This window comes from Polaribacter sp. AHE13PA (genome assembly GCF_019278505.1).
Taxonomy (GTDB): Bacteria; Bacteroidota; Bacteroidia; order Flavobacteriales; family Flavobacteriaceae; genus Polaribacter.
Genome location: NZ_CP058985.1, coordinates 3738655 through 3759116, shown reverse-complemented (window position 1 = coordinate 3759116; position 20462 = coordinate 3738655). Strand labels below are relative to the sequence as shown.

General features: G+C 31.2%; 16 protein-coding genes and 1 tRNA gene. 3 read left to right on the top strand and 14 right to left on the bottom strand.

Features of this window, described 5'->3' with window-relative positions; all coding sequences use genetic code 11:
• Positions 1 to 15: 15 nt before the first annotated feature.
• The 7 genes from H0I28_RS15985 to H0I28_RS15955 all read right to left on the bottom strand — a co-directional run bounded on the left by H0I28_RS15985 (position 16) and on the right by H0I28_RS15955 (position 11538).
• Positions 16 to 1146, bottom strand: coding sequence for a TlpA disulfide reductase family protein (locus tag H0I28_RS15985; protein WP_218759739.1), 1131 nt, complete (start codon positions 1144 to 1146; stop codon positions 16 to 18).
• 243 nt (positions 1147 to 1389) lie between these two features.
• Complete coding sequence (locus tag H0I28_RS15980; protein ID WP_218759738.1) at positions 1390 to 2769, bottom strand: TlpA disulfide reductase family protein; 1380 nt, start codon at positions 2767 to 2769, stop codon at positions 1390 to 1392.
• A gap of 97 nt (positions 2770 to 2866) precedes the next feature.
• The gene (locus tag H0I28_RS15975; RefSeq protein WP_218759737.1) at positions 2867 to 4204 is read right to left on the bottom strand and encodes a TlpA disulfide reductase family protein; all 1338 of its coding nucleotides are present in this window, start codon (positions 4202 to 4204) and stop codon (positions 2867 to 2869) included.
• 105 nt (positions 4205 to 4309) lie between these two features.
• Positions 4310 to 5197, bottom strand: coding sequence for a hypothetical protein (locus H0I28_RS15970; protein ID WP_218759736.1), 888 nt, complete (start codon positions 5195 to 5197; stop codon positions 4310 to 4312).
• Between the two features lie 47 nt (positions 5198 to 5244).
• Positions 5245 to 6771 carry a RagB/SusD family nutrient uptake outer membrane protein gene (locus H0I28_RS15965; RefSeq protein ID WP_218759735.1) on the bottom strand — a complete coding sequence of 509 codons (1527 nt, stop codon included), beginning with the start codon at positions 6769 to 6771 and terminating at the stop codon, positions 5245 to 5247.
• 20 nt (positions 6772 to 6791) lie between these two features.
• The gene (locus H0I28_RS15960) at positions 6792 to 10301 is read right to left on the bottom strand and encodes a SusC/RagA family TonB-linked outer membrane protein (protein WP_218759734.1); all 3510 of its coding nucleotides are present in this window, start codon (positions 10299 to 10301) and stop codon (positions 6792 to 6794) included.
• A gap of 100 nt (positions 10302 to 10401) precedes the next feature.
• A complete protein-coding gene (locus H0I28_RS15955; RefSeq protein WP_218759733.1) occupies positions 10402 to 11538 on the bottom strand; it encodes a FecR family protein in 1137 nt (378 codons plus the stop codon).
• Between the two features lie 347 nt (positions 11539 to 11885).
• On the opposite strand from H0I28_RS15955, the gene H0I28_RS15950 reads away from it, so the two are divergent.
• A complete protein-coding gene (locus H0I28_RS15950; protein ID WP_218759732.1) occupies positions 11886 to 12455 on the top strand; it encodes an RNA polymerase sigma factor in 570 nt (189 codons plus the stop codon).
• Positions 12456 to 12565: 110 nt separating this feature from the next.
• Here H0I28_RS15950 and H0I28_RS15945 read toward each other — a convergent pair.
• Positions 12566 to 12647 (bottom strand) — tRNA-Leu (locus H0I28_RS15945).
• A 105-nt stretch (positions 12648 to 12752) separates the two neighbouring features.
• Between H0I28_RS15945 and H0I28_RS15940 the strand changes: the two genes are divergently transcribed.
• Entirely contained in the window at positions 12753 to 14141 is a 1389-nt protein-coding gene (locus H0I28_RS15940) for a dipeptidase (RefSeq protein WP_218759731.1), read from the top strand.
• A 393-nt stretch (positions 14142 to 14534) separates the two neighbouring features.
• On the opposite strand, the gene H0I28_RS15935 is transcribed toward H0I28_RS15940, so the two are convergent.
• The 5 genes from H0I28_RS15935 to H0I28_RS15915 form a co-directional block, all read right to left on the bottom strand.
• Complete coding sequence (locus tag H0I28_RS15935; RefSeq protein WP_218732402.1) at positions 14535 to 15131, bottom strand: alkylphosphonate utilization protein; 597 nt, start codon at positions 15129 to 15131, stop codon at positions 14535 to 14537.
• Positions 15132 to 15490: 359 nt separating this feature from the next.
• Positions 15491 to 17113, bottom strand: coding sequence for an adenine deaminase (gene ade, locus H0I28_RS15930; RefSeq protein WP_218759730.1), 1623 nt, complete (start codon positions 17111 to 17113; stop codon positions 15491 to 15493).
• A gap of 52 nt (positions 17114 to 17165) precedes the next feature.
• Entirely contained in the window at positions 17166 to 17714 is a 549-nt protein-coding gene (locus tag H0I28_RS15925) for a 5-formyltetrahydrofolate cyclo-ligase (protein WP_218759729.1), read from the bottom strand.
• 20 nt (positions 17715 to 17734) lie between these two features.
• On the bottom strand, positions 17735 to 17989 hold the full coding sequence (locus H0I28_RS15920; protein ID WP_218732399.1) for a DUF3781 domain-containing protein: 255 nt from the start codon (positions 17987 to 17989) through the stop codon (positions 17735 to 17737).
• Between the two features lie 12 nt (positions 17990 to 18001).
• Complete coding sequence (locus H0I28_RS15915; RefSeq protein ID WP_218759727.1) at positions 18002 to 18370, bottom strand: MmcQ/YjbR family DNA-binding protein; 369 nt, start codon at positions 18368 to 18370, stop codon at positions 18002 to 18004.
• Between the two features lie 75 nt (positions 18371 to 18445).
• Here H0I28_RS15915 and H0I28_RS15910 point away from each other — a divergent pair, with 75 nt between their 5' ends.
• Positions 18446 to 19429 (top strand): magnesium and cobalt transport protein CorA, encoded by a 984-nt coding sequence (locus H0I28_RS15910; RefSeq protein WP_218732397.1) that lies wholly within the window; start codon positions 18446 to 18448, stop codon positions 19427 to 19429.
• Between the two features lie 269 nt (positions 19430 to 19698).
• Here H0I28_RS15910 and H0I28_RS15905 read toward each other — a convergent pair whose 3' ends face one another.
• Positions 19699 to 20448 carry a cyclase family protein gene (locus tag H0I28_RS15905; protein WP_218732396.1) on the bottom strand — a complete coding sequence of 250 codons (750 nt, stop codon included), beginning with the start codon at positions 20446 to 20448 and terminating at the stop codon, positions 19699 to 19701.
• Between the last annotated feature and the right edge of the window lie 14 nt (positions 20449 to 20462).

Sequence of the window (20462 nt, the reverse complement as noted above, 5' to 3'; positions counted from 1 at the left end):
TATTATGACCTAAATCTAATTTAAAGCCAGCAATTCTTTAATTTTCGCTTCTAATTCTTCCCCTTTAAGGTTTCTTCCAGCTACTACTCCATTTTTATCAATTAAAATAGTGGCGGGTATCATAGTTACAGAAAACACTTTTGAAGATGGACATGCCCATTCTTTTAAAGAAGACGCTTGATCCCAAGTGATATATTCGTTTTTCTTTAAAAATTCACGCCATCTGGTTTCATCCTTATCATAAGATATGCCTAAAACTTCCAAACCTTGTGGACTAAACTCTTTATATATTTCTCCAATATGCGGCATAGCCTCAATACAAGGCCCACACCAAGTTGCCCAACAATCCACTAACAAAACCTTACCTCTATATTCATACAAGGTAGTTTGTCCGCCATCTAGAGAAGGGATAGAAAAATCGTCAGGAGTACCTCCGACAAAAGATCTTTTTATTTCTTCTACTTCACTTTTAAACACCGTTGCTTCTTTTGAAGCTTTAATATTCTCAGACAAGTTATTAAATGCTTCTTCTACCGACGGAAGTGGATCATACCTTAACATATAGTTTTTTATATAGAAATATGTACCGTAACTATTTGGGTAATTAGATAAGGTGTCTACAACTTCTTCAACAAAACCTTCATCTAGCTCTTGACGCGCTATTGCTAACTCTTCATCACTAAGTTTGTTTGCTTCATTAGCTCTAACCAATCTATTAGTTGCTACGCCCCATACCGTTCTCCGTTCACTATAATTCGCCTTAAGCTTAGCATATATCGCATCTTCTTTACCTCTTTCAACATTAAAAATATACTTTGTATAAAGTTTCGTAACATTTTTTTGTTCAATAGTTACATTAATAATAGTATCTTCTATAATAAAGTCTTCTCTAAATTTAGTACCCGAAATTGATAATCGCGCCTCTTTTATTTCTCCAAATGAATCTCCGGAAAAAGAAAACTTACCATTGCTGTCAACACGCGCAGAGTCAATAACTTTTATAACTCTCTGATTAGATAATTCTTCTAACAGTAATTGTTCTCCTATTCCTTTTTCAAAAACTCCATTTATAACATAGCGAGGAGCCTCTTCTTGATTACAAGAAAGGAATAATGAGGCAAATAAAAATACAAGTATATTTTTCATATTATTAATTAATTCTTTAAATACAGTTTCTAATTTTTCACTTCAAGGCCTAAGTCTTTTAAAGTGTTTATCAAAAACTATATCTCTTATTATTTAGTTTGTTTTTTGTAATTACTTAAGGGCTGCTGTTTAAAAAAACAATCATAATCAAGATATTCCTTATCTAAAAAATATCTTGATTTTGTGATATGTCTATTAAAACAACTGTGTATGAAAGTTTATACACTTAAAACTCCGTGTTATCTATATATTTAAAGATTTAAATAGATTTAACAACTCCGGATCTGATGGTTTTGGTGCATTGGGAGAAATAATTACTCCATTTGGATCTATAAGAATAAAACGTGGAATGGATTTAATATTATAATCTAATACAAATTGCGATTTAAAAGACTTATCTGCCATTAATTGTATCCCTCCTAATTTCTTATCTACAACCATCTCTTTCCACTTATCATGATCTTTAGCATCATCAACAGAAATACTTAAGAAACTTATGTTTTTGCCATGGTATTCTTTTTCAATACGTTGTAAATCTGGAAGTTCTTTAATACATGGTCCGCACCAAGTTGCCCAAACATCAATAAAGATATATTTCCCTTTAAGATCGTCTAGAGATAATGTGCCTCCAGAATGCTTTTCGTAATCTATAAATTTAGGAGATGGTTGCCCCTTATTTACACGCATTAAGTCATTATATATTTTAGTGATTACAGCATTATTCTCTTCATTAGTAGAAGCGCTCATAAAGATTTTGTGAAATTCTTCAAAATCTACGGTTTGGTATAAATCATACTCTGCTTTTCTAAAAATAAGATCATTTTTAATAATTTGATTTGGAATGATAGAATATATCGTGATAGCTCTTAAGCCATACTCAAGGGAATCTGCTCTATGTAAAACATTTATTTTCTTAGAGTAATAGCGATTCACCATTTCTTGGTACGCACTAGAAGCGTAAAAATCTACATCATTATCCAAATCCACTCCTTCTAACTCAGCTAAAAAACTCTCAGAAGGCTTATAACCTCGCTTTCTAGCCCATTGTCTATGATAGCCATAAGCATAACGCTCTAATTCATTTAAATATTCGTAATTAAGATTACGCTTTTCTAAGGTTTTAAATGCAGAGCTTATACCTTTTGTAGTATCTAACCTAGCATTTAGTTCGTCTTTTACCTCCTTAAACTTGGCTTTAAATTCTGGCTCCTCTAACTTATAAACCGCTCTATCTTTAGTATTAAGAGCAGCTTCTTTTTTATTTTTAAATAGTATATAATTTGTAGCTTCATAGCCTTTACCTGCAAATTCAATAGTACTATTAAAATCTTTGGCATCTGCGGTAAGGTTAATAACATTCCCGTTATCTAAATAGATATTAGTTCTGTTTTTACCTACAACAAGTTCGTAAAGCCCAGAACCTGCCTTAATGGTATCGGTAAAAATACCATTTGATTCCATAGTAATTTCTTTTTCAAAAGATTGATCTGATTTTACTAAAGTGACTTCTTTGGCTTCAAGATTATCTATTTTACCTATAACTAAAGCATAATCTACAGGAGCATTCTTTGAACATGCTATAAGACTTAAGGCTAGTCCGAAACTAAAAACTGTTTTTTTCATTTTATGGATGGTTATTTTTTGTTTGTTACTAATGACGATTTTGTAATGAAATACATGTAATTAAAAAAATAAGTCGTACTAATCGAATTAATATTTTTTAAATATTTAACGTATTAAATAAATCTATTAATTCAGGACTTGAGGGGCGTGGAGCATCTTTATCAACTACGGCGCCTTGTGGGTCTATTAAGATAAAACGTGGAATGGTTGACACAAAATAATCTCCAATAAATTCAGCCGTTGGACCTTTATCAGTAATGACTTGAATGCCTCCTAATTCTTTATCACCAATCATTTGTTTCCATTTTTCAACATCTTTTTGCACATCAATAGATACGCTCAAAAAATTAATGTTTTTACCATGATATGTTTTTTCTAACTTTTTTAAGTACGGTACTTCAGCTAAGCAAGGTGCACACCAAGTAGCCCAAATATCGATATAGGTATATTTTCCTTTAAGCTCGTCTAGAGATAATGTGCCACCAGCATGGTTTTGGTAATTCACAAATTTTGGTGATGGTTTGCCTTTATTAAGACCTATTAACTTGTTGTAAGTTGCTGTAAGCTTCGCATTGTTTTCTTCGTTAGTAGAAGCATTTATAAAGGTTTTATAGTAATCTTCTACGTTTTCTATTTTAGTTATTCCATATTCAGCTCCAGAAAATATAAGCGCATTCTTAATGCTTTCATTCGGAATAGCTGCATGTACTTTAACCTTGGCATACATGAACTCAATAGAATCTTTTTTAGCTAGCTCTCTAATTTCATTAACATAATAACCGGTAACTAGTTGTTTATATGCATTTGAAAGTTCGAAATCTTTTCCATTATTAATATCTAAATCATCTAATTCTGACAAAAAGTCTTCTGAAGGTTTATAATTCTTATTTTTTGTCCAATAGCCATGCTTTCCATTTACATATTGAGACAATTGTAATAAATAAGTGTAATTAATATTCCTTTTTTCTAATGCTTTAAATTCAGGCTCAATACCTTTTGTGGTATCTATTACAGTATTCAATATCGTACTTATATCATTGAGTTTCTTTTTAAATTCAGCTTCTTCCAACGTGTAAAGCGATTTATTATTGCCACGTAATTCCGCTGTCTTTTTATTTTTAAATGTGATATAATTTGTGGTCTCAACTCCTTTACCCGAAAACGCTAATGAACCATTGAAATCTTTAGCATCGGCTGAAAGATTAATAACATTCTCGTTTTCTAAATAGACATTAACTCTGTTTTTACCTACTGTAAGTAGATAAAGTCCAGAACTCGCCTGAATGGTATCAGAAAAAGCACCATTTGATTCGATCGTAATTTCCTTTTTAAAGGATTGATCGACTTTTTCCAAAGTGATTACCTTAGCTTCTAGGTTTTCTATTTTACCCGAAAACAAAGCGTATTCTACTGGAGTTACTTTTGAACAAGCCATAAGACTCAAGAGCAGTACGACACTAAATATTGTTTTTTTCATTGTTTCATTTTAAAAAAAGCCTCCTTTATTAGGAGGCTTTTTATGTTAATTACTCACATTAATTTAAATGCCAACCGACTGCCATTCCGTGGAAAATGCTTCTAAATCCATTCCTAAATTATTAGCCATAGATTCAACTACAATATCGTATTTAGCCTTAATAAGAGGTTTTGTATCTAACCAAACATCGCGTTCTGCTTTTGGTCTAGAAATGATCCATACTATATATGATTCCCAATCTTCATGAGGTTTAATCGAAATACCTACAGGTCCCCATGGATGTACAAACCCTGCATCTGTAGCTCCTTCTTCATCATATTCTGTTTCTGATGTGTGAAATGGAATACTAGAAAAAGTATACTGTCTATAAAAATCTCCAGAAATACTGCTAAATTCTACTGGAATATTATAACCATAATCAACATATGCATGAAAGTAAGCGAAAAGCAGCATTTCTTTGGTTAATGATAGGTTGAATTCAAAGTCATTATTTACGTTAGAAATCATTTGTGTGCCCTGTGTATTATAATAAAGGATATCTCTATTATAACCATAGGTATCGAGTTTCTCAGCTGTACTAGAAGAAAACCCATTACCAACTAATATCCATCTTCTAGCAAACTGAAGTTCTCTATAATCACTGAATAGGTCGAACATTTCATCAATTAACTTTAAGAAAATCACAGCTCGTTCTTCATCTGCTGGTAATACGCCATCAACAAATTTTGATGGTTCACCCATAGCTCCATATTCTGTTTGAAGTGCCTCTTCGCCTTCAAGATCATAATACATGTGTAAGTCATGTTCTTCTAGAAAACCATAAGCAAGTTGGCTAGCTTCAGTTGTACCTTGCTCAATTATTGGAAATGGGTCTCTACCGTTAAAGCCTGAAACAAGAACATCTTCTTCTTCACATGATGCAAAAGAGGTTATTAGCAATATGAGCGACATTAATTTTATTATATATTTCATATTTTTTTGTTTTAAATTTTATTTAATTATCTAGGCGCTGGTACTATACTTGGATTTACCTGAATTTCACTCTCCGGAATTTGTAATACATAGCGTGGATCATTTTGTTCTAAATGAGCCTCACGACCATCATAACCTATTCTATCCATTGCAGGACGTGTAGTACGTTTTAAATCAAACCAACGGTGACCTTCAAAACAAAGTTCTTTTCTACGTTCGGTATATATATAGTCTAGAAGTGTTTCTTTTGTAAAGCCAGCTACAGTTAATTCAGTATAAAAATTAGGATCAAACTTTTTAATTCTAAGTGCATTAAGATCATCTATTGCTAATTGGAGTTTTTCTGTTTGCACATAAGCTTCTGCTCTATTTAATAAAACCTCTTCCGTTCTAAGGACTCTGCTGTGTCCTTGGAAACTACCGTAGTATCCACTTGTAGCAAAGGGGGTTTTTTCTCTATTTTTTATCAAATTTAATTTTGTGTTACTTATACCCCATAATACTCTATTATGTGTACCAATAAAATAAAACCTTCTCACATCACCAGGCTCATAAGAATCAGCTAATTCTTTACTTACTGAAAAAGTTGTTGCTGTTGGCCAAATGGACAGAATAGGAATATTTTCATTTGCACCGTTTCCAAAAAACACATTAGGATTTTCTAAATCTGTATAATCTGTACCTGTTCTAAACACATCAAAATTAGCTTCTTCAATTTCATTATAGGTATCTGAAAGCGTACTTAAATCAAAAATTGAAGGATTAGCACTTAACACTTCGTTAGCAATTTCGATGGTTTTATCCCAATTTTGCATATATAGCGCAACCCTAGTTTGAAAAGCAGCAGCACTTTTAGCATCAAATAATACTTTAGTATATTTTTCAACAGGATTTGCTTCCATTAAACCAACCGCTTTTTCAAGATCTGCTGCCATTAAATTATATACTTCTTCCACAGTCGCCCTTGGATAACCCTTGTCTTCTGCTGCTGTAGTAAGTGTAATTGGAACTCCAAAATCTGAACTCGCCGTAGCAGGATCGTAATGTTGCCCGTATAAATTAATAAGATAGAAATATGAAAAAGCTCTTAAAACATAGGCTTCTCCTTTTAGGTTATCCTTATAATCTTGCATGTCATCTCCAAGTGTAACTGATGATGAATTATCTACATTATTTATCACCAAATTGGTATAATAAATACTTTTATAAAGACTTGAAAATGCTATATCTGTCCCTAACACTTCTTCATGAGATAGGTCGAACATGTAAGCTCCCATATAGACATCTGACGCATCTGGCCTAGGAATACCTGCATTTAAGCCATACATTTTGTCCTCTTCAAAAAAGCCTATATCATCACTAAGCGCTTCAAGATATGGCATAATTCTAGTGTCTGTAACATAACCATAACTTAAAAGTTCCCTATAATCTGTTACTGTAGACGGGTTCAACTTATTTTGAGGTACCTCTTCAAGGTAGTCTTCACATGATACTGTTCCAAAAACAATTAGTATCACCGATATTATTTGAAATATTTTATATATATGTTTCATATTATTTTCAATTTTCATTATTACAGATTTAAACTAATACCCAATGTAAATGTTTTTGGTAACGGTAGAGAACCACCCCAGAAAGACGTATTAAAGTTCGCTGTTTCAGGATCCATACCTTGTAATCGTTTGTCAGCCAATACAAATAAGTTATCTACTTGAAACTTTACCACTGCGTTAGAGAAACCTGCCTTTTCAATTAATGATTTTGGTAAACTATATTGAAGTAGTACATTTCTCAACCTCACGTAATCCCCATTAATTGTTTGCGCATCACTATTATTAAACATGTCTGCTTGCGTACTTAAATAAGATGATGAACCTAGCCATGGAATAGTAGCAAAACTCTCATCACCTGGTTGTCTCCATCTGTTTTCAACACCTCTACGTAAATTAGATTCAGCTTCAATGTATTCTGAATTAAATGCAAGATTTTGAAGTCTAATTTTATAATCTAGACCCGCAACAAGTAAAAAAGATAATTGAAAGTTTTTATAGTTAAATCTATTTGTGATTCCTAACGTTGTTGTTGGAACTCTAGACCCTTCATATTTTAAAGCATCTTTATTATCCTGAATATTGACTCTGAAATTGGCATCTGTTACACCATATTCATTACCTTCTCCATCAAAAAACAAAGCAGCTCCTTCTTCATTAATTCTTGAAAAACGATATGAGTACATTGAATTAATAGGCATGCCCTCTACAACTTCTCCTACAGTATATGTTGAAGATAATAAGCTAGATATAGATGGTTCTATAAAAGATTTTGTAACCTCACTATCAGTGAATGATGCATTAATACCTAAGTTGTATGAAAAATTATCATTTTTAATAATTTTAGCATTTAACCCTAAATCCATACCTTGGTTCATTACGTTCGCATAATTCACGGCTTTATTTTGAAAACCTGTAACGCTAGAAACATTTTTATAAGAAATTAAGTCATTTCCTAAATCTCTAAATAAATCAATAGCACCAGACAATCTTCTATTGAAAAGAGAAAAATCAATTCCAATATTTACAGTTTCCGTAGTTTCCCATTTTAACTCTGGGTTAGCTGCTTGAATAATTTGTTGTTCTGGTAAACTTGTATATCTATTAGGAGGTAATGCTGTAGATATCACTTGAGGAGAAGCTTCTTCTACAATATTCCCTCTAAGTCCGTAAGATGCTCTAATAGATAGAGCATCAACAAAATCTGCCGAGTCTAAAAAGGATTCTTGATCAATGTGCCATTTACCTGAAACCGACCAAAGCGGCAGGTATCTATAATCTGGATTAGAACCAAAAAGGTTAGAACCATCAAAACGAATGTTAGCATTTATAACATATTTATTTTTAAACATTGAAGAAAATGTTGAGAAATACGATATAAATGATCTATCATAAAGTGAGCGACTTACTGTATTTCTAAGGATTTCTCCATTTTCTTCTGATTCTTGTGGATTGTAAAATATTTTACCTCTGTCATGAAAATACCCATAACTTTGAGTATTTAACCCATCATAAACAACGTTTCTAAACTCTGTTCCTGCCATAATATCCACAGACAAATCTTCAACTGGATTGAATTTAGTATTCAAAGAATTTCTAAGAAGATATGACTCTTGAGAAAAATTAGATTGATTGAATACACCTCCAAAAGGTAAGCTTGAATCTGCTATTTGATCTGCAGACCCTGCCCCTAAGTTATAACCTCGAATGCTAGCCACATATTTACTAGCATCTGTTGCATATTGTTGGGTTACACTACCTGAGTATGTATAACTCATAAGGTTGTTATAGGTTAACCAATCGGTAATCTTATAATCAAGATTTAAAGTGGCTCTAATCTCGTGCTGTTTAGATGTTTGGTTGGTTGTACTTTGCTCATGTAGGATATTATAATTATAATTTCCATCAAAATAATAACTTCCATCATCATTAAATGCAGGTAATGATCTAGATGAAGAATACGCATGATCGAAAGCGTTGGTGGTATAATTTTGTTCTCTATCTCTTTTAGATGCATTTAAAATAAGTCCAAGATTAACTCTACTAGAAAGTTCTGTATTCACCTTCGCCATAGCGCTATAACTTTTGTAACCTGTTGTTTTATCTAAACCATCTTCACTGGTATGACTTAATGAGGCATAATAGTTACTTTTGTTAGATCCGCCAGAAAAACTAATATCACTAGTGTTCGTTACTGCATTACGAAATAATAGATCGAACCAATCCACATTCATTTCTGAAGTTTTTCTTATTCCTGCAATATATTCAGCTTCACTAATTCCTCCATTCTTATATAACCCCTGATAATATGGGACACCAACACCTCCGTGTAGAGCTATCCCATCGTCAAGTAAATCAAATGAAAACTCAGCACGTTCTTGGGAATTCATTAAATCAAAATCTTCGTAAGTAGGTCTTGGTTTAATACCTGTCGTATGATTAAAAGAAATTCTAGGCTTACCACTTTTTCCTTTTTTTGTTGTAACCACAATAACACCGTTAGCTGCTCTAGTTCCATAAATAGCTGTAGCTGATGCATCTTTTAATATGGTAAGCGATTCAATATCGTTTGGATTAACACCGCCTATTGAACTGTTAAATGATTTTAAAAAATCAGGATCATTAAGTTCTGCAGGAGTTGCAGGAACTCCGTTTTCTAACATTACACCATCTACAACCCAAATAGGCTCTGCATTTCCACTAAGTGTAGCTGTTCCTCTAACTCGAATTCTTGGAGCAGCTCCAGGTTCTGCACTACTTGTAACAACGCTTACACCTGCAATTTGCCCTTGTATCATATTTTCTACACTTGCAATACCTACAATATCTAGGTCTTTAGCTTTAATCACCGTTACAGCACTACTGGTTTCTCGTTTATTTTTGGTTTGATATCCAGTAATTACAATCTCATCTAAGTCAGAAACGTCTTCTTCCAGAATTACATTAATAATACTCTTATCTTTAACAACTACTTCTTTAGTTTTAAACCCAATATAACTAAAAACAAGAACATCTCCTTTGCTTGCATTTATGTCATAATTACCCTCAAAATCGGAATAATTTCCTCTATTCTTATTTTTTACTTTTACAGTAACACCTGTTAATGAAAACCCTTGTTGATCCTTAATATTACCTGTAATTCTAAAATCTTGTACTTCTTTTTTGGTAACTTCTTTAATTATAATTGTATGAGGATCCCTTAATATAAAATTTAAATTATTTGATGATAAACAATCACCCAAAAGTTTTGACATTTCGATTTTTCCTTTTTTTAGATTTACTTTTGAGATGCCTTCAAAAAAATCTTCAGAATAAATAAAATTGTAATCAGTTTGATCACTTATCAACTTAAAAACTTCATCAACAGAAACTATTTTATCTGTATCAATAGTAATGTTGATATCCTGAGACACCAAATCTCCTGGAGACAAACTGAATACTGTAAAACAACAAGTAAAGATTAGTGTTCTCATCATCATTTTTAATAGCCGCTTACCAAAAATGGAACGGTCGTTAGTTAAATTAATTTTCATAAATTTGGATAAGTTTGATTAGTTAAACATTTAATTGATTGAATTGAATTTAGGAGGGGAAAATATTTACGGTCCAATGTTTCTATTTTTTCCCTCTTTTTTATTTCAGTAAAACTGATTTATTTTTAATTTCATAAGACTTTATTTTATTTGTATTCTGTATTAACAATAAAATAGATTCTAGATTTTGATCTTTACTTAAATCTCCATTAAATTTTTGGCTAGCTATATCATCATTTGAAAACTCAAAATCTACATCGTACCAACGAGATAATACTTTTGAAATTTCTTTTAATGTTTTTTTCTTAAAAACAAATGCACCATGTATCCAAGCTATTTCACTATTAGCTTCTACTTGGTGAATAACTAATTGATTATCTTCTTTACTAAAAATAGATTTTTGATTTGGAGTTAATAATTTACGATCAAATTTAGTAGTTACAGAAACACTTCCCTCAACTAATGTAGTAGAAACATTAGGCTCTTCTTTATACGCTTTAATATTAAACTTTGTACCTAAAACCTCTATAGTTTGACTTCTATTAACTACATTAAATTTAGTTCCTTGGTGATTTGTACTTGGTGATACCTCAAAATAAGCTTCCCCATAAACCAACTCTACAACTCTAGGTTTGTCTTCTAAAAAATTTACAGGGTATTTTAATTGAGATTCTGAATTTAACCAAACCTCTGTTCCATCTGACAGTACAACATGGTATTGCCCACCACTTGGTATGGTTAAATAATTATATTCAATTATTTTTGCTTTAGTTTCAGCAGCTTTGTATATAATTTCTTTAGCAGTACTACTAATTTTTATATCTTGATAATTTACTACACTATCTAAAATAATTTGAGAACCATCTGCTAACGTTAACGTTGCTTTATCTGTACCAGGGCTTATAGACACTTCATTACTTTTATTAAAAGTATTTTTGGTTAAATAGAAAAAACTAAAAGAAGTTAACACTAAGATTGCTGCTGCATATTTCACAAAATTTCTTCTATATAGCGGAAGCACCTTTACAGTATTCTTTTCTTTGTCAATAACCTTTTTTACATTTTCATAAGCTCTGTATACATCATTCTTAAGTGTAGCCATATTTAAATCATGATAATCTAAAATGTATTTTTCAAACTTAGATTGATTATCTACATTTTCTAACCACTTATACAAAAGATTCAATTCGTCTTTTGTTATCGTATTTGCAATAAATTTCGTTATAATTTTTTTCACGATTTAACACCTAATTACGGGTTTACATACATTATTACTTACTATTTAAGTAAAACCCCTAAAAAAAAATAATATTTTTTTAATTTCACTGAGATTAATTCAAAGAAAAATAACAAAATTTATATTTATTAAAACGTTTTTTCACACTATTTCACCTAATCTTTTAAAGAGTAACAACATCTATTACAGTAAGATACTTGCAACTTTAGAATTGAAAACTAAAATTACAAATTGAATATCTCTAAATTTTTATTGCTTGTTAAAGCTTTTGTTTATATTATTGTTAATATTTTCAACAAAAAGCCTAAAATAATTCATGATTTCATTAATATTACTAAGATTTATATATGAATGAATTAGAAGCAACAGAAAGGGTAAAAGAAGGTGACGAAAACGCCTTTAAATATATATTTAACCTATATTATGACAGGTTAGTAGCATACATCTGCACTTATACTCATGATAAAATGAACTCTGAAGACATTGTACAGCAATCCTTTATAGATTTATGGAATAATAAAGAGAAATTAGACATAAACAAATCTCCAAGAAACTATTTATATAGCATTGCTTACAATCGATTTATTGATAGTATTAATAAAGATAAAAAACAGAATAACTTATTAGATCTCGTATACGAAAATGCTTTAAGAGATCGGATTGATCAAGATAATGAAGCCCTTGAAGATCGGGTAAAAAAGATGAATTTAATTATAGAGTCCTTACCCCCTAAATGCAGACAAATTCTTGAAATGAATAAGATTAAAGGCATTAAATATCAAGAAATAGCAGAAATTAAAGGAATTTCTATAAAAACAGTGGAATCACAAATGAGTATTGCATTTAAAAAAATACGCAAAGGTTTTGAAAAGGAAAATTTTCACCTTTTCTTCATAGATCTTTTTTTCAAAAGATAAATCTTTAAAATTATTATCAGGTTTTAAACTTACCTCCAAATTCTCAACTTCATCTGTTTGACACCTAAAAAAATAAAACCCTCTAAATCAAACGACTAGAGGGTTAATTGTACAGGCGGAGAGACTCGAACTCTCACACCTCGCGGCACTAGATCCTAAGTCTAGCGTGTCTACCAATTCCACCACGCCTGCAACTTTTCCAATTTAATTGGGCTGCAAATATAAACATTCCTTGCAAACTGCAAAGCAGTTCATAATAATTTTTCTACTTTTGATGAAGAAATAAAAATATATTTTATGAATACTATTCAATCTTACATAAAAGACAACAAACAACGCTTCTTAAACGAACTCATAGAACTGCTTAAAATCCCTTCTGTAAGTGCAGATTCGGCATATAAAAAAGATGTTCTATTAACAGCTGACTTTGTTTTAGATAGTTTAAAAAAAGCAGGTTGCGACAACGTAGAAATGTGCGAAACTCCAGGATATCCTATTATTTACGGAGAAAAAATCATCGATAAGAACTTACCAACCGTATTAGTTTATGGTCATTATGATGTTCAACCAGCAGATCCCATAGAACTTTGGACCTCTCCTCCATTTGAGCCAGTGATTAAAAATACAGAAATTCATCCAGAAGGAGCCATTTTTGCAAGAGGTGCTTGTGACGATAAAGGACAGATGTATATGCATGTAAAAGCATTAGAATACATGACCTCTACTGGAAACCTACCTTGTAACGTAAAGTTTATGATTGAAGGTGAAGAAGAAGTTGGGTCTGAAAGTTTGGCTTGGTTTGTACCAAGAAACACAGAAAAACTAGCCAATGATGTAATCTTAATTTCAGATACCGGAATGATTGCGAATGACATTCCTTCAATTACAACAGGTTTACGTGGTTTAAGTTATGTAGAAGTAGAAGTTACAGGGCCAAACAGAGATTTACATTCTGGTTTATACGGAGGCGCAGTTGCAAATCCTATCAATATTTTAACCAAAATGATTGCCTCTTTACATGATGAAAACAACCACATTACCATTCCTGGTTTTTACGATAAGGTAGAAGAATTATCTACCGAAGAAAGAGCAGAAATGGCAAAAGCTCCTTTTTCTTTAGAGAAATATAAAGATGCTTTAAAAATTGACGATGTTCATGGGGAAGCAGGTTATTCTACCAACGAGCGCAACGCAATTAGACCAACTTTAGACGTAAACGGAATTTGGGGTGGTTACATTGGCGAAGGCGCAAAAACAGTAATTGCAAGCAAAGCATTTGCTAAAATATCTATGAGATTAGTGCCAAATCAAGATTGGAAAGAGATTACAGAGCTCTTCAAAAAACATTTCGAAAGCATAGCTCCTAAATCTGTAACGGTACTTGTAAAACCACATCATGGCGGACAAGGGTATGTAACTCCAATAGACAATATTGCATACAAAGCAGCTAGCAAAGCCTATGAAACTAGCTTCGGTAAAACGCCTATTCCTCAAAGAAGCGGTGGTAGTATCCCTATTGTTGCCCTATTTGAGCAACATTTAAAAAGCAAGACTATTTTAATGGGCTTCGGTTTAGATTCTGATGCCATTCACTCACCTAACGAACATTTTGGAGTGTGGAATTACCTAAAAGGGATTGAAACGATTCCTTATTTCTATAAATATTTTACAGAGATGTCTAAATAAAATAATTAATCCGTTCAGCAATGAGCGGATTTTTTTTAGGCATTCCCCAATTATTTAAAAAAGAATAATTGCGTCAGGCTTTTCACACTCGCTTTTTTTGTAAAAATAAAAAAGAATAAAGAGGGTTCTGGTGCTGTATATATAATTAGTAAAAAGAACTAAAGTTAGCATAATATAGACATAAAAAAACCTCGATACATCGAGGTTTTTTTTATGTAAAGGTCTAATTTCTTAAAAATTGTAAATAAGAAAATTTAAACTCAATTTATTAGCAAATATGCGCGTTAGCGATTGAAACGGCATCCTTTTTTCTTTTTAGAAAAAAGATACAGTGAAAAGCGCGACCTGAAAGGAAACGCCCAACTACTCTACTGCGCTAAAAATAACAGAAGATTACTCTTTTTCTGCCATCTTTTTAACGTAATCTGTAATAATTACAATTTGAGTTGGTCCTACTTTACCTTCTATAAACTTAGCATTTTCATGATCTAAAGAAATTCTACGTACCGCAGTTCCTTGCTTAGCAACCATACTAGATCCTTTTACTTTTAAATCTTTAATTAAAACCACAGAATCTCCAGCCTCTAAGATTGCACCGTTTGCATCTCTGTGAATAATCTTTTCACTATCATCTAAATGATCTCCAGATTCTTTAGCAAAACGTAAATCATCATCTTCTAAATACATCATGTCTAACAAGTCTTGTGGCCAACCTTCTGCTCTTAAACGAGACAACATTCTCCACGCAACCACTTTTACACCTCTATATTCACTCCACATAGAATCGTTTAAACAACGCCAGTGATTTGCATCTGTTTCTTCTGGATTCTCTATTTGAGTAATACAAGTTTCACAAGCCAATACGCTACCATCTACTCCACCTCCACCAGTAATTGTTGGCTTTACATCATAAATTGATAAATTGGTTGTTGATGTACATAATTCGCATTTATTTCCACTTCTATTTTCTAAATCTTCTTGTAAACTCATAATTTATTTTTGTTGTACAAATGTACATATTTTAACGAAAAAAGCTAATTAAAAACCAAAGAAGTGAGCATTAAATTAAGAATTTGATAAAATTTTAACGTGAAGCTATTTCCTGCTTTTCGCACTCGCTTTTTTTATCCTAAAAAGGAATAAAAAAGAGCTCAAACAATTGCTTCAATCAGGGCTAAACTTGTTTGCATACGTATTGCTATAACCAAACAAATTGTCACTTCTAAGAATGAGAAGTTACATAACATTGATACCCCAAAACTGAGCAACCTTATGAGATTTCCCCTATCGCTGAAATGACAATTAGGCTTAAAAATTTTATTACCTTAAAACTTGTTATTTTGAAACTCCTAAAAAACCTCTAAAGAAGTGAATTTAAAAGTACTTCCATCAAACAAACCTTTGTCAGACAACTTTAAAGCAGGAATTACCAACAATGCCATAAAAGACAAACTCATATAAGGTGCACGTAATTTGCTTCCCATTTCTTTTGCCATTGTATCTAGTTCTGCATACGCTTTACCGATAACCTCAGCTGGCTTATCAGACATTATTCCTGCGACTGGCAAAGAAACTATTTTTTCTTCCGTATCAGTTACAGCACAAACTCCACCGCTATTTTCGATAATTAAATTTACCGCTTTGCAAATTGCTTCGTCAGAAACTCCGATGGCAATAATATTATGAGAATCGTGCCCAACAGAACTTGCAATAGCTCCTTCTTTTATTCCGAAGTTTTTAATAAAAGCAATTGCTGGCACATCATTCTGATAACGATTAACAACAGTCATTTTTAAAATATCAGTTTCTGTGTTTGAAACTAAATTCCCATCAACAATTAAAGCATCTGCTTCAATTTGATTGGTAACCAATTCGCCATCTAAAGCTTCAATTACTCTAATTTTTTCTGATGAAGATTCAAATCTAAAATCAGTAACTTCTTTTTTATCCGTATTAAAGTTATTCAATACTTCAAAATCTACATGTTTTACAAAAGATTTACCATTTTTAGCAACTAATTCTCCATTTATATAGGTTTCTAAAACATTGAATTTTTCTAAACTATCTACCACCACAAAATCTGCATCGTCTCCTTCTTCTAAAAGTCCAACATCTAACTTATAATGTTTTACAGGATTTACACATGCTGCTTGCAAGACTTTAAAAACATCAATTCCTTTTGCAACGGCTCTTTCACAAAGTTGATTGATATGCCCCAGCAATAAATCATCTGGGTGTTTATCATCTGAACAAAACATCATATTTTCGAAATGCTCTGGTAATAAATCGATTAAAGCTTCGAAGTTTTTGGCAGCAGAACCTTCTCTAATAATTACTTTCATTCCTTTCTGTAACTTCTCTAAAGCTTCATCATAAGAAAAACACTCATGATCTGTAGAAATTCCGGCAGCAATATATTTGGTAGCATCATCACCTCTTAAACCTGGCGCATGACCATCAATGGGTTTGTTATTGTTTTTAGCATGTTGAATCTTAGCTAAAACCTCAGCATCATCAAATAAAACACCGGGATAATTCATCATTTCCGCCAGATATTTAATGTCTGGGTTTTCCATCATCAATTTAATATCATCAGCATCTATTATTGCCCCGGCACTTTCAAAAGACGTTGCTGGCACACAACTTGGCGCACCAAAATTGAATTTTAACGGAACTTTCTTTCCGTTTTCAATCATAAACTCAACTCCTTTTACACCTAAAACATTGGCAATTTCATGCGGGTCAGAAACCGTTGCAACTGTACCGTGTTTTACTGCAATTTTAGCAAATTCCGAAGGAACCAACATAGAGCTTTCTATGTGAATATGTGCATCTATAAAACCGGGTAAAATGTAGTTTTCTTGGTTGTGATTTACTTCTTTTACAGACGAAATTTTTCCGTTCACAACTTCAATTTCTCCTTTGTAAATTCTTTTATTCTGTATATCAACTATGTTTCCTTGTACAATCATTTGCTTTCTATTTCTAAAACAAATTTACAAAGAATTAAAGGCGATTTAAAGTTTATTTAGGATAGATTACTTGATGTAGCGGAATATCAAAATCGTTAGAATCTTCAATTTGATAAATGGGCTTAAAATAATTGAGTCCAATAAATTTTGCGTCCTCTTTACAGTTGGATAAAAAACAATCGTAAAACCCTTTTCCGTAACCAACTCGGTAATTTAATTCATCAGAAATTAACAACGGAACAAAAATAAGATCTAGTTCCTTTTCATCTACTTGTTCTGCATTTACAGGTTCTGGAACTCCGTATTTATTTTGTTCTAAAACCGTATCTTCTTCTAAATAGAAATGAGAAAGTGTGTTGTTTTCTAAGTTAGATTTACTAACCACAATTCGTTTTTTTATGCTTCTGAAGTAATTAATAATTGGTTGTGTATCTATTTCTTTAAACTTTGTGAGAGACAAAAACAAGTGTACATTTTTAACACCAACAATTTCTAAATCGTAAATTTGTTCGTAAATATTTTCTTGAAATTCCTGAATTTGACTTTCAGTTAAATCATTTCGTTTCTGTTTGTAAATCTTTCTAAGTTCTTGCTTTTTCATTATTGAAAAATTACTATATTTTAAATTCTATCTACCGTGATAATTCTAAAAGTATTAGAATTTACAGTAATTCTAACATTATAATCTTTATTAGAAATATAAAAATTCTTTCCTTTTTTAAGGTAGTTTTCTATAACTGTTTCTTCTAAAACCTTTCTGATGAAATTCTCAGTTTCATCCTTAGATAAAGCTATTTTTAACTTTTTATTTATCCGTTGATATACCAATTCTGTGTAACAATGTTTTTCTAAAATTTCGTTTTTATTGTTTTCCATCATTTCAGAAAGCTATAATTCTTCTAATTCTTTTTGAAGTTTTTTTGTCAATCCTTTTACCACCAAATCGTAAGAATGATTGATGAGTTCTTTTGCCAAATCATCTGAAACATCACTAGAATTTAATAAAACAGTGTTCCAGTGTTTTTTACTCATATGATACCCTGCAGTAATCCCTTCAAACTCCTCTCTTAATTCTATTGCTTTTTCTGGAATGCATTTTAGATTGATTTTAGCTTCTACTTTCTCCCAAGAAGTTAAACTTGTTAATAAAAACATTTTATCCATCACTTTAAAAACTAACGTTACCTCATCAAAAGGAAAATGTTCTGTTACTCCTTTTTTAGAAATGCAAAAATCTCTTAATTGTTCTATATGCATTCGCTCAATTATTAAAATAACCTTTATTATTAAGATTTAAAAAGTATCTTTATAAACCAAAATTACAACTTTTTTATGACTGAAAATGATTTTTTAGACAACACCTCCATAATTAGTTATTCTGCAAAGAACTACGAAAAAACAACTTATAATGGAATTTCAGAAATTGTTTTTTCAGAAAATACAGCTACCACTAAATGGTTAAACACATATGGAATACAGTTTCATGATGCCTATAAAAAAGTAATTTATCAAAATAAATTAGACGATTTTTTAATAAAATTATTAAGCGATGAAGAACACCCTAATAAGGTAATTTTATTAGATAATTTGCTATTTATAACCACCAGAGTTTTAATTACCCAAAGTCAGAAATTAGATTCTGAACAAATGATTTTTATTGTTTCTTCAGACTTTTTATGGTCTATTCAAGAAAAACATGGAGATTATTTTGGTTGGATTCGCGAGCGTTTAGAAGGTAACAAAGGTATTGTTAGAAAGAAAAAAACAGATTATTTACTATATTTAATATTAGAGTCTATAATTGATAACTACCAAGACACCTATGAAGCAAATGCAGATTTAAGCGCAGATAAACTAAATTCTACGCACATAAAACCAACTCCAGAATTTACTTCTTTAGTAGAAAAAAGGAAGCAAGAATTATTCAATTTTAAAAAGGCAACCTTAAGTTTAAGAGATACCATTATAAAATTAGAAAAAATAGAAATTAAAGATTTTAATGTAAAATACTTTAATGAGTTAAAAGAACAAACCAATAACCTAATTTCTAATATCGATTTTGAATTGCAAGAATTAGAAAGTAAAATAAACCTAATTTTTAGTATTCAAGGACACCGTTTAAATGAGGTAATGAAAACGCTTACTATTTTGTCTGTAATCTTTATACCTTTAACTTTTTTAGCAGGAATTTACGGAATGAACTTTGAAAACATTCCAGAATTAAAAACTAAATATGGTTATTTTATTTTATTGGGTGTTATGGCAATAGTTACCATAGTTTCTGTTTGGTATTTTAAACGTAAAAAGTGGTTTTAATGCTCTTTTTTAATAAAAAATCTAGAACCAACTACAATTAAAGATATTACACCGAAAATCAACAAAAACCATTTCACTAAATAAATGACTATATAAACTCCAAATCCTTTGCTGGAATTACTTTTTAGCAGTGTATTTATAATAGAATTTATCTTGTCGGAATTCGATATCATAAAATAAAAACCAAAAGACAACACAGATAATCCTAAAACCTTAACAAGTTTTAAATTAACTTTTTTCATTTAATAACATCTTGGTTTTTTCTTAATCTACTTTATAATTTTATACAAAATAGGCTTACTAGGCGTTGCATCATTTTCGAATGGTGCAATCATTAAGTTTAATAAATACTCACCGTCTTCTATAGTATTTGGCACATATATAAATTCTGTAATGGTTGCATCCATTCTTAATTTACCACTAGTATTCCAAAAAGCATTGTGCGATAAAAGCTTACCATCATCTTTTTCCTTATCTACAGAAGGTAAATCAATTAACAAGTGTTTTATTCCTTTTTCTTTTAAATAAATTGCAGCTTTTTCAGATAAATAAGTTGGATTCGTATTAAAGTATTTCATACTCTTTTTTTCATCTAAATTAGGTAAAGTACGAATTACAATAGCATCTCTTTTCTTATTTCGTAAAGCATGTTTTAATTGCTTCACTCCAATTAAAAAATCTCCATTATGAAACAAAGGAGCAATAGTAACTACTTCTGCTAAAAAAATAAAATATTTTAAATGTTGATTTACAGAGTGTACTTCTTTGGTAATATGCCCAACACATTCTGTATGAGTTATGTGAGAATGCGGGTTAAACTGGATGCTATTAAAGTTAACCACAGCACCATTTGCTACACTTACTTCATAATCATCAAATTTTTCTACTTCAATTTTAGGGTCATCAATTCCCCAAGCATTTACTTTTCCTTTATTCATATCAATAGGAATTGAAATATCTAAAGGTTCCGAAACGTTTATTTCTATTTTTCTTGAATTGTACTCTATTACCGCTTTCATATTTTGCCGACCTT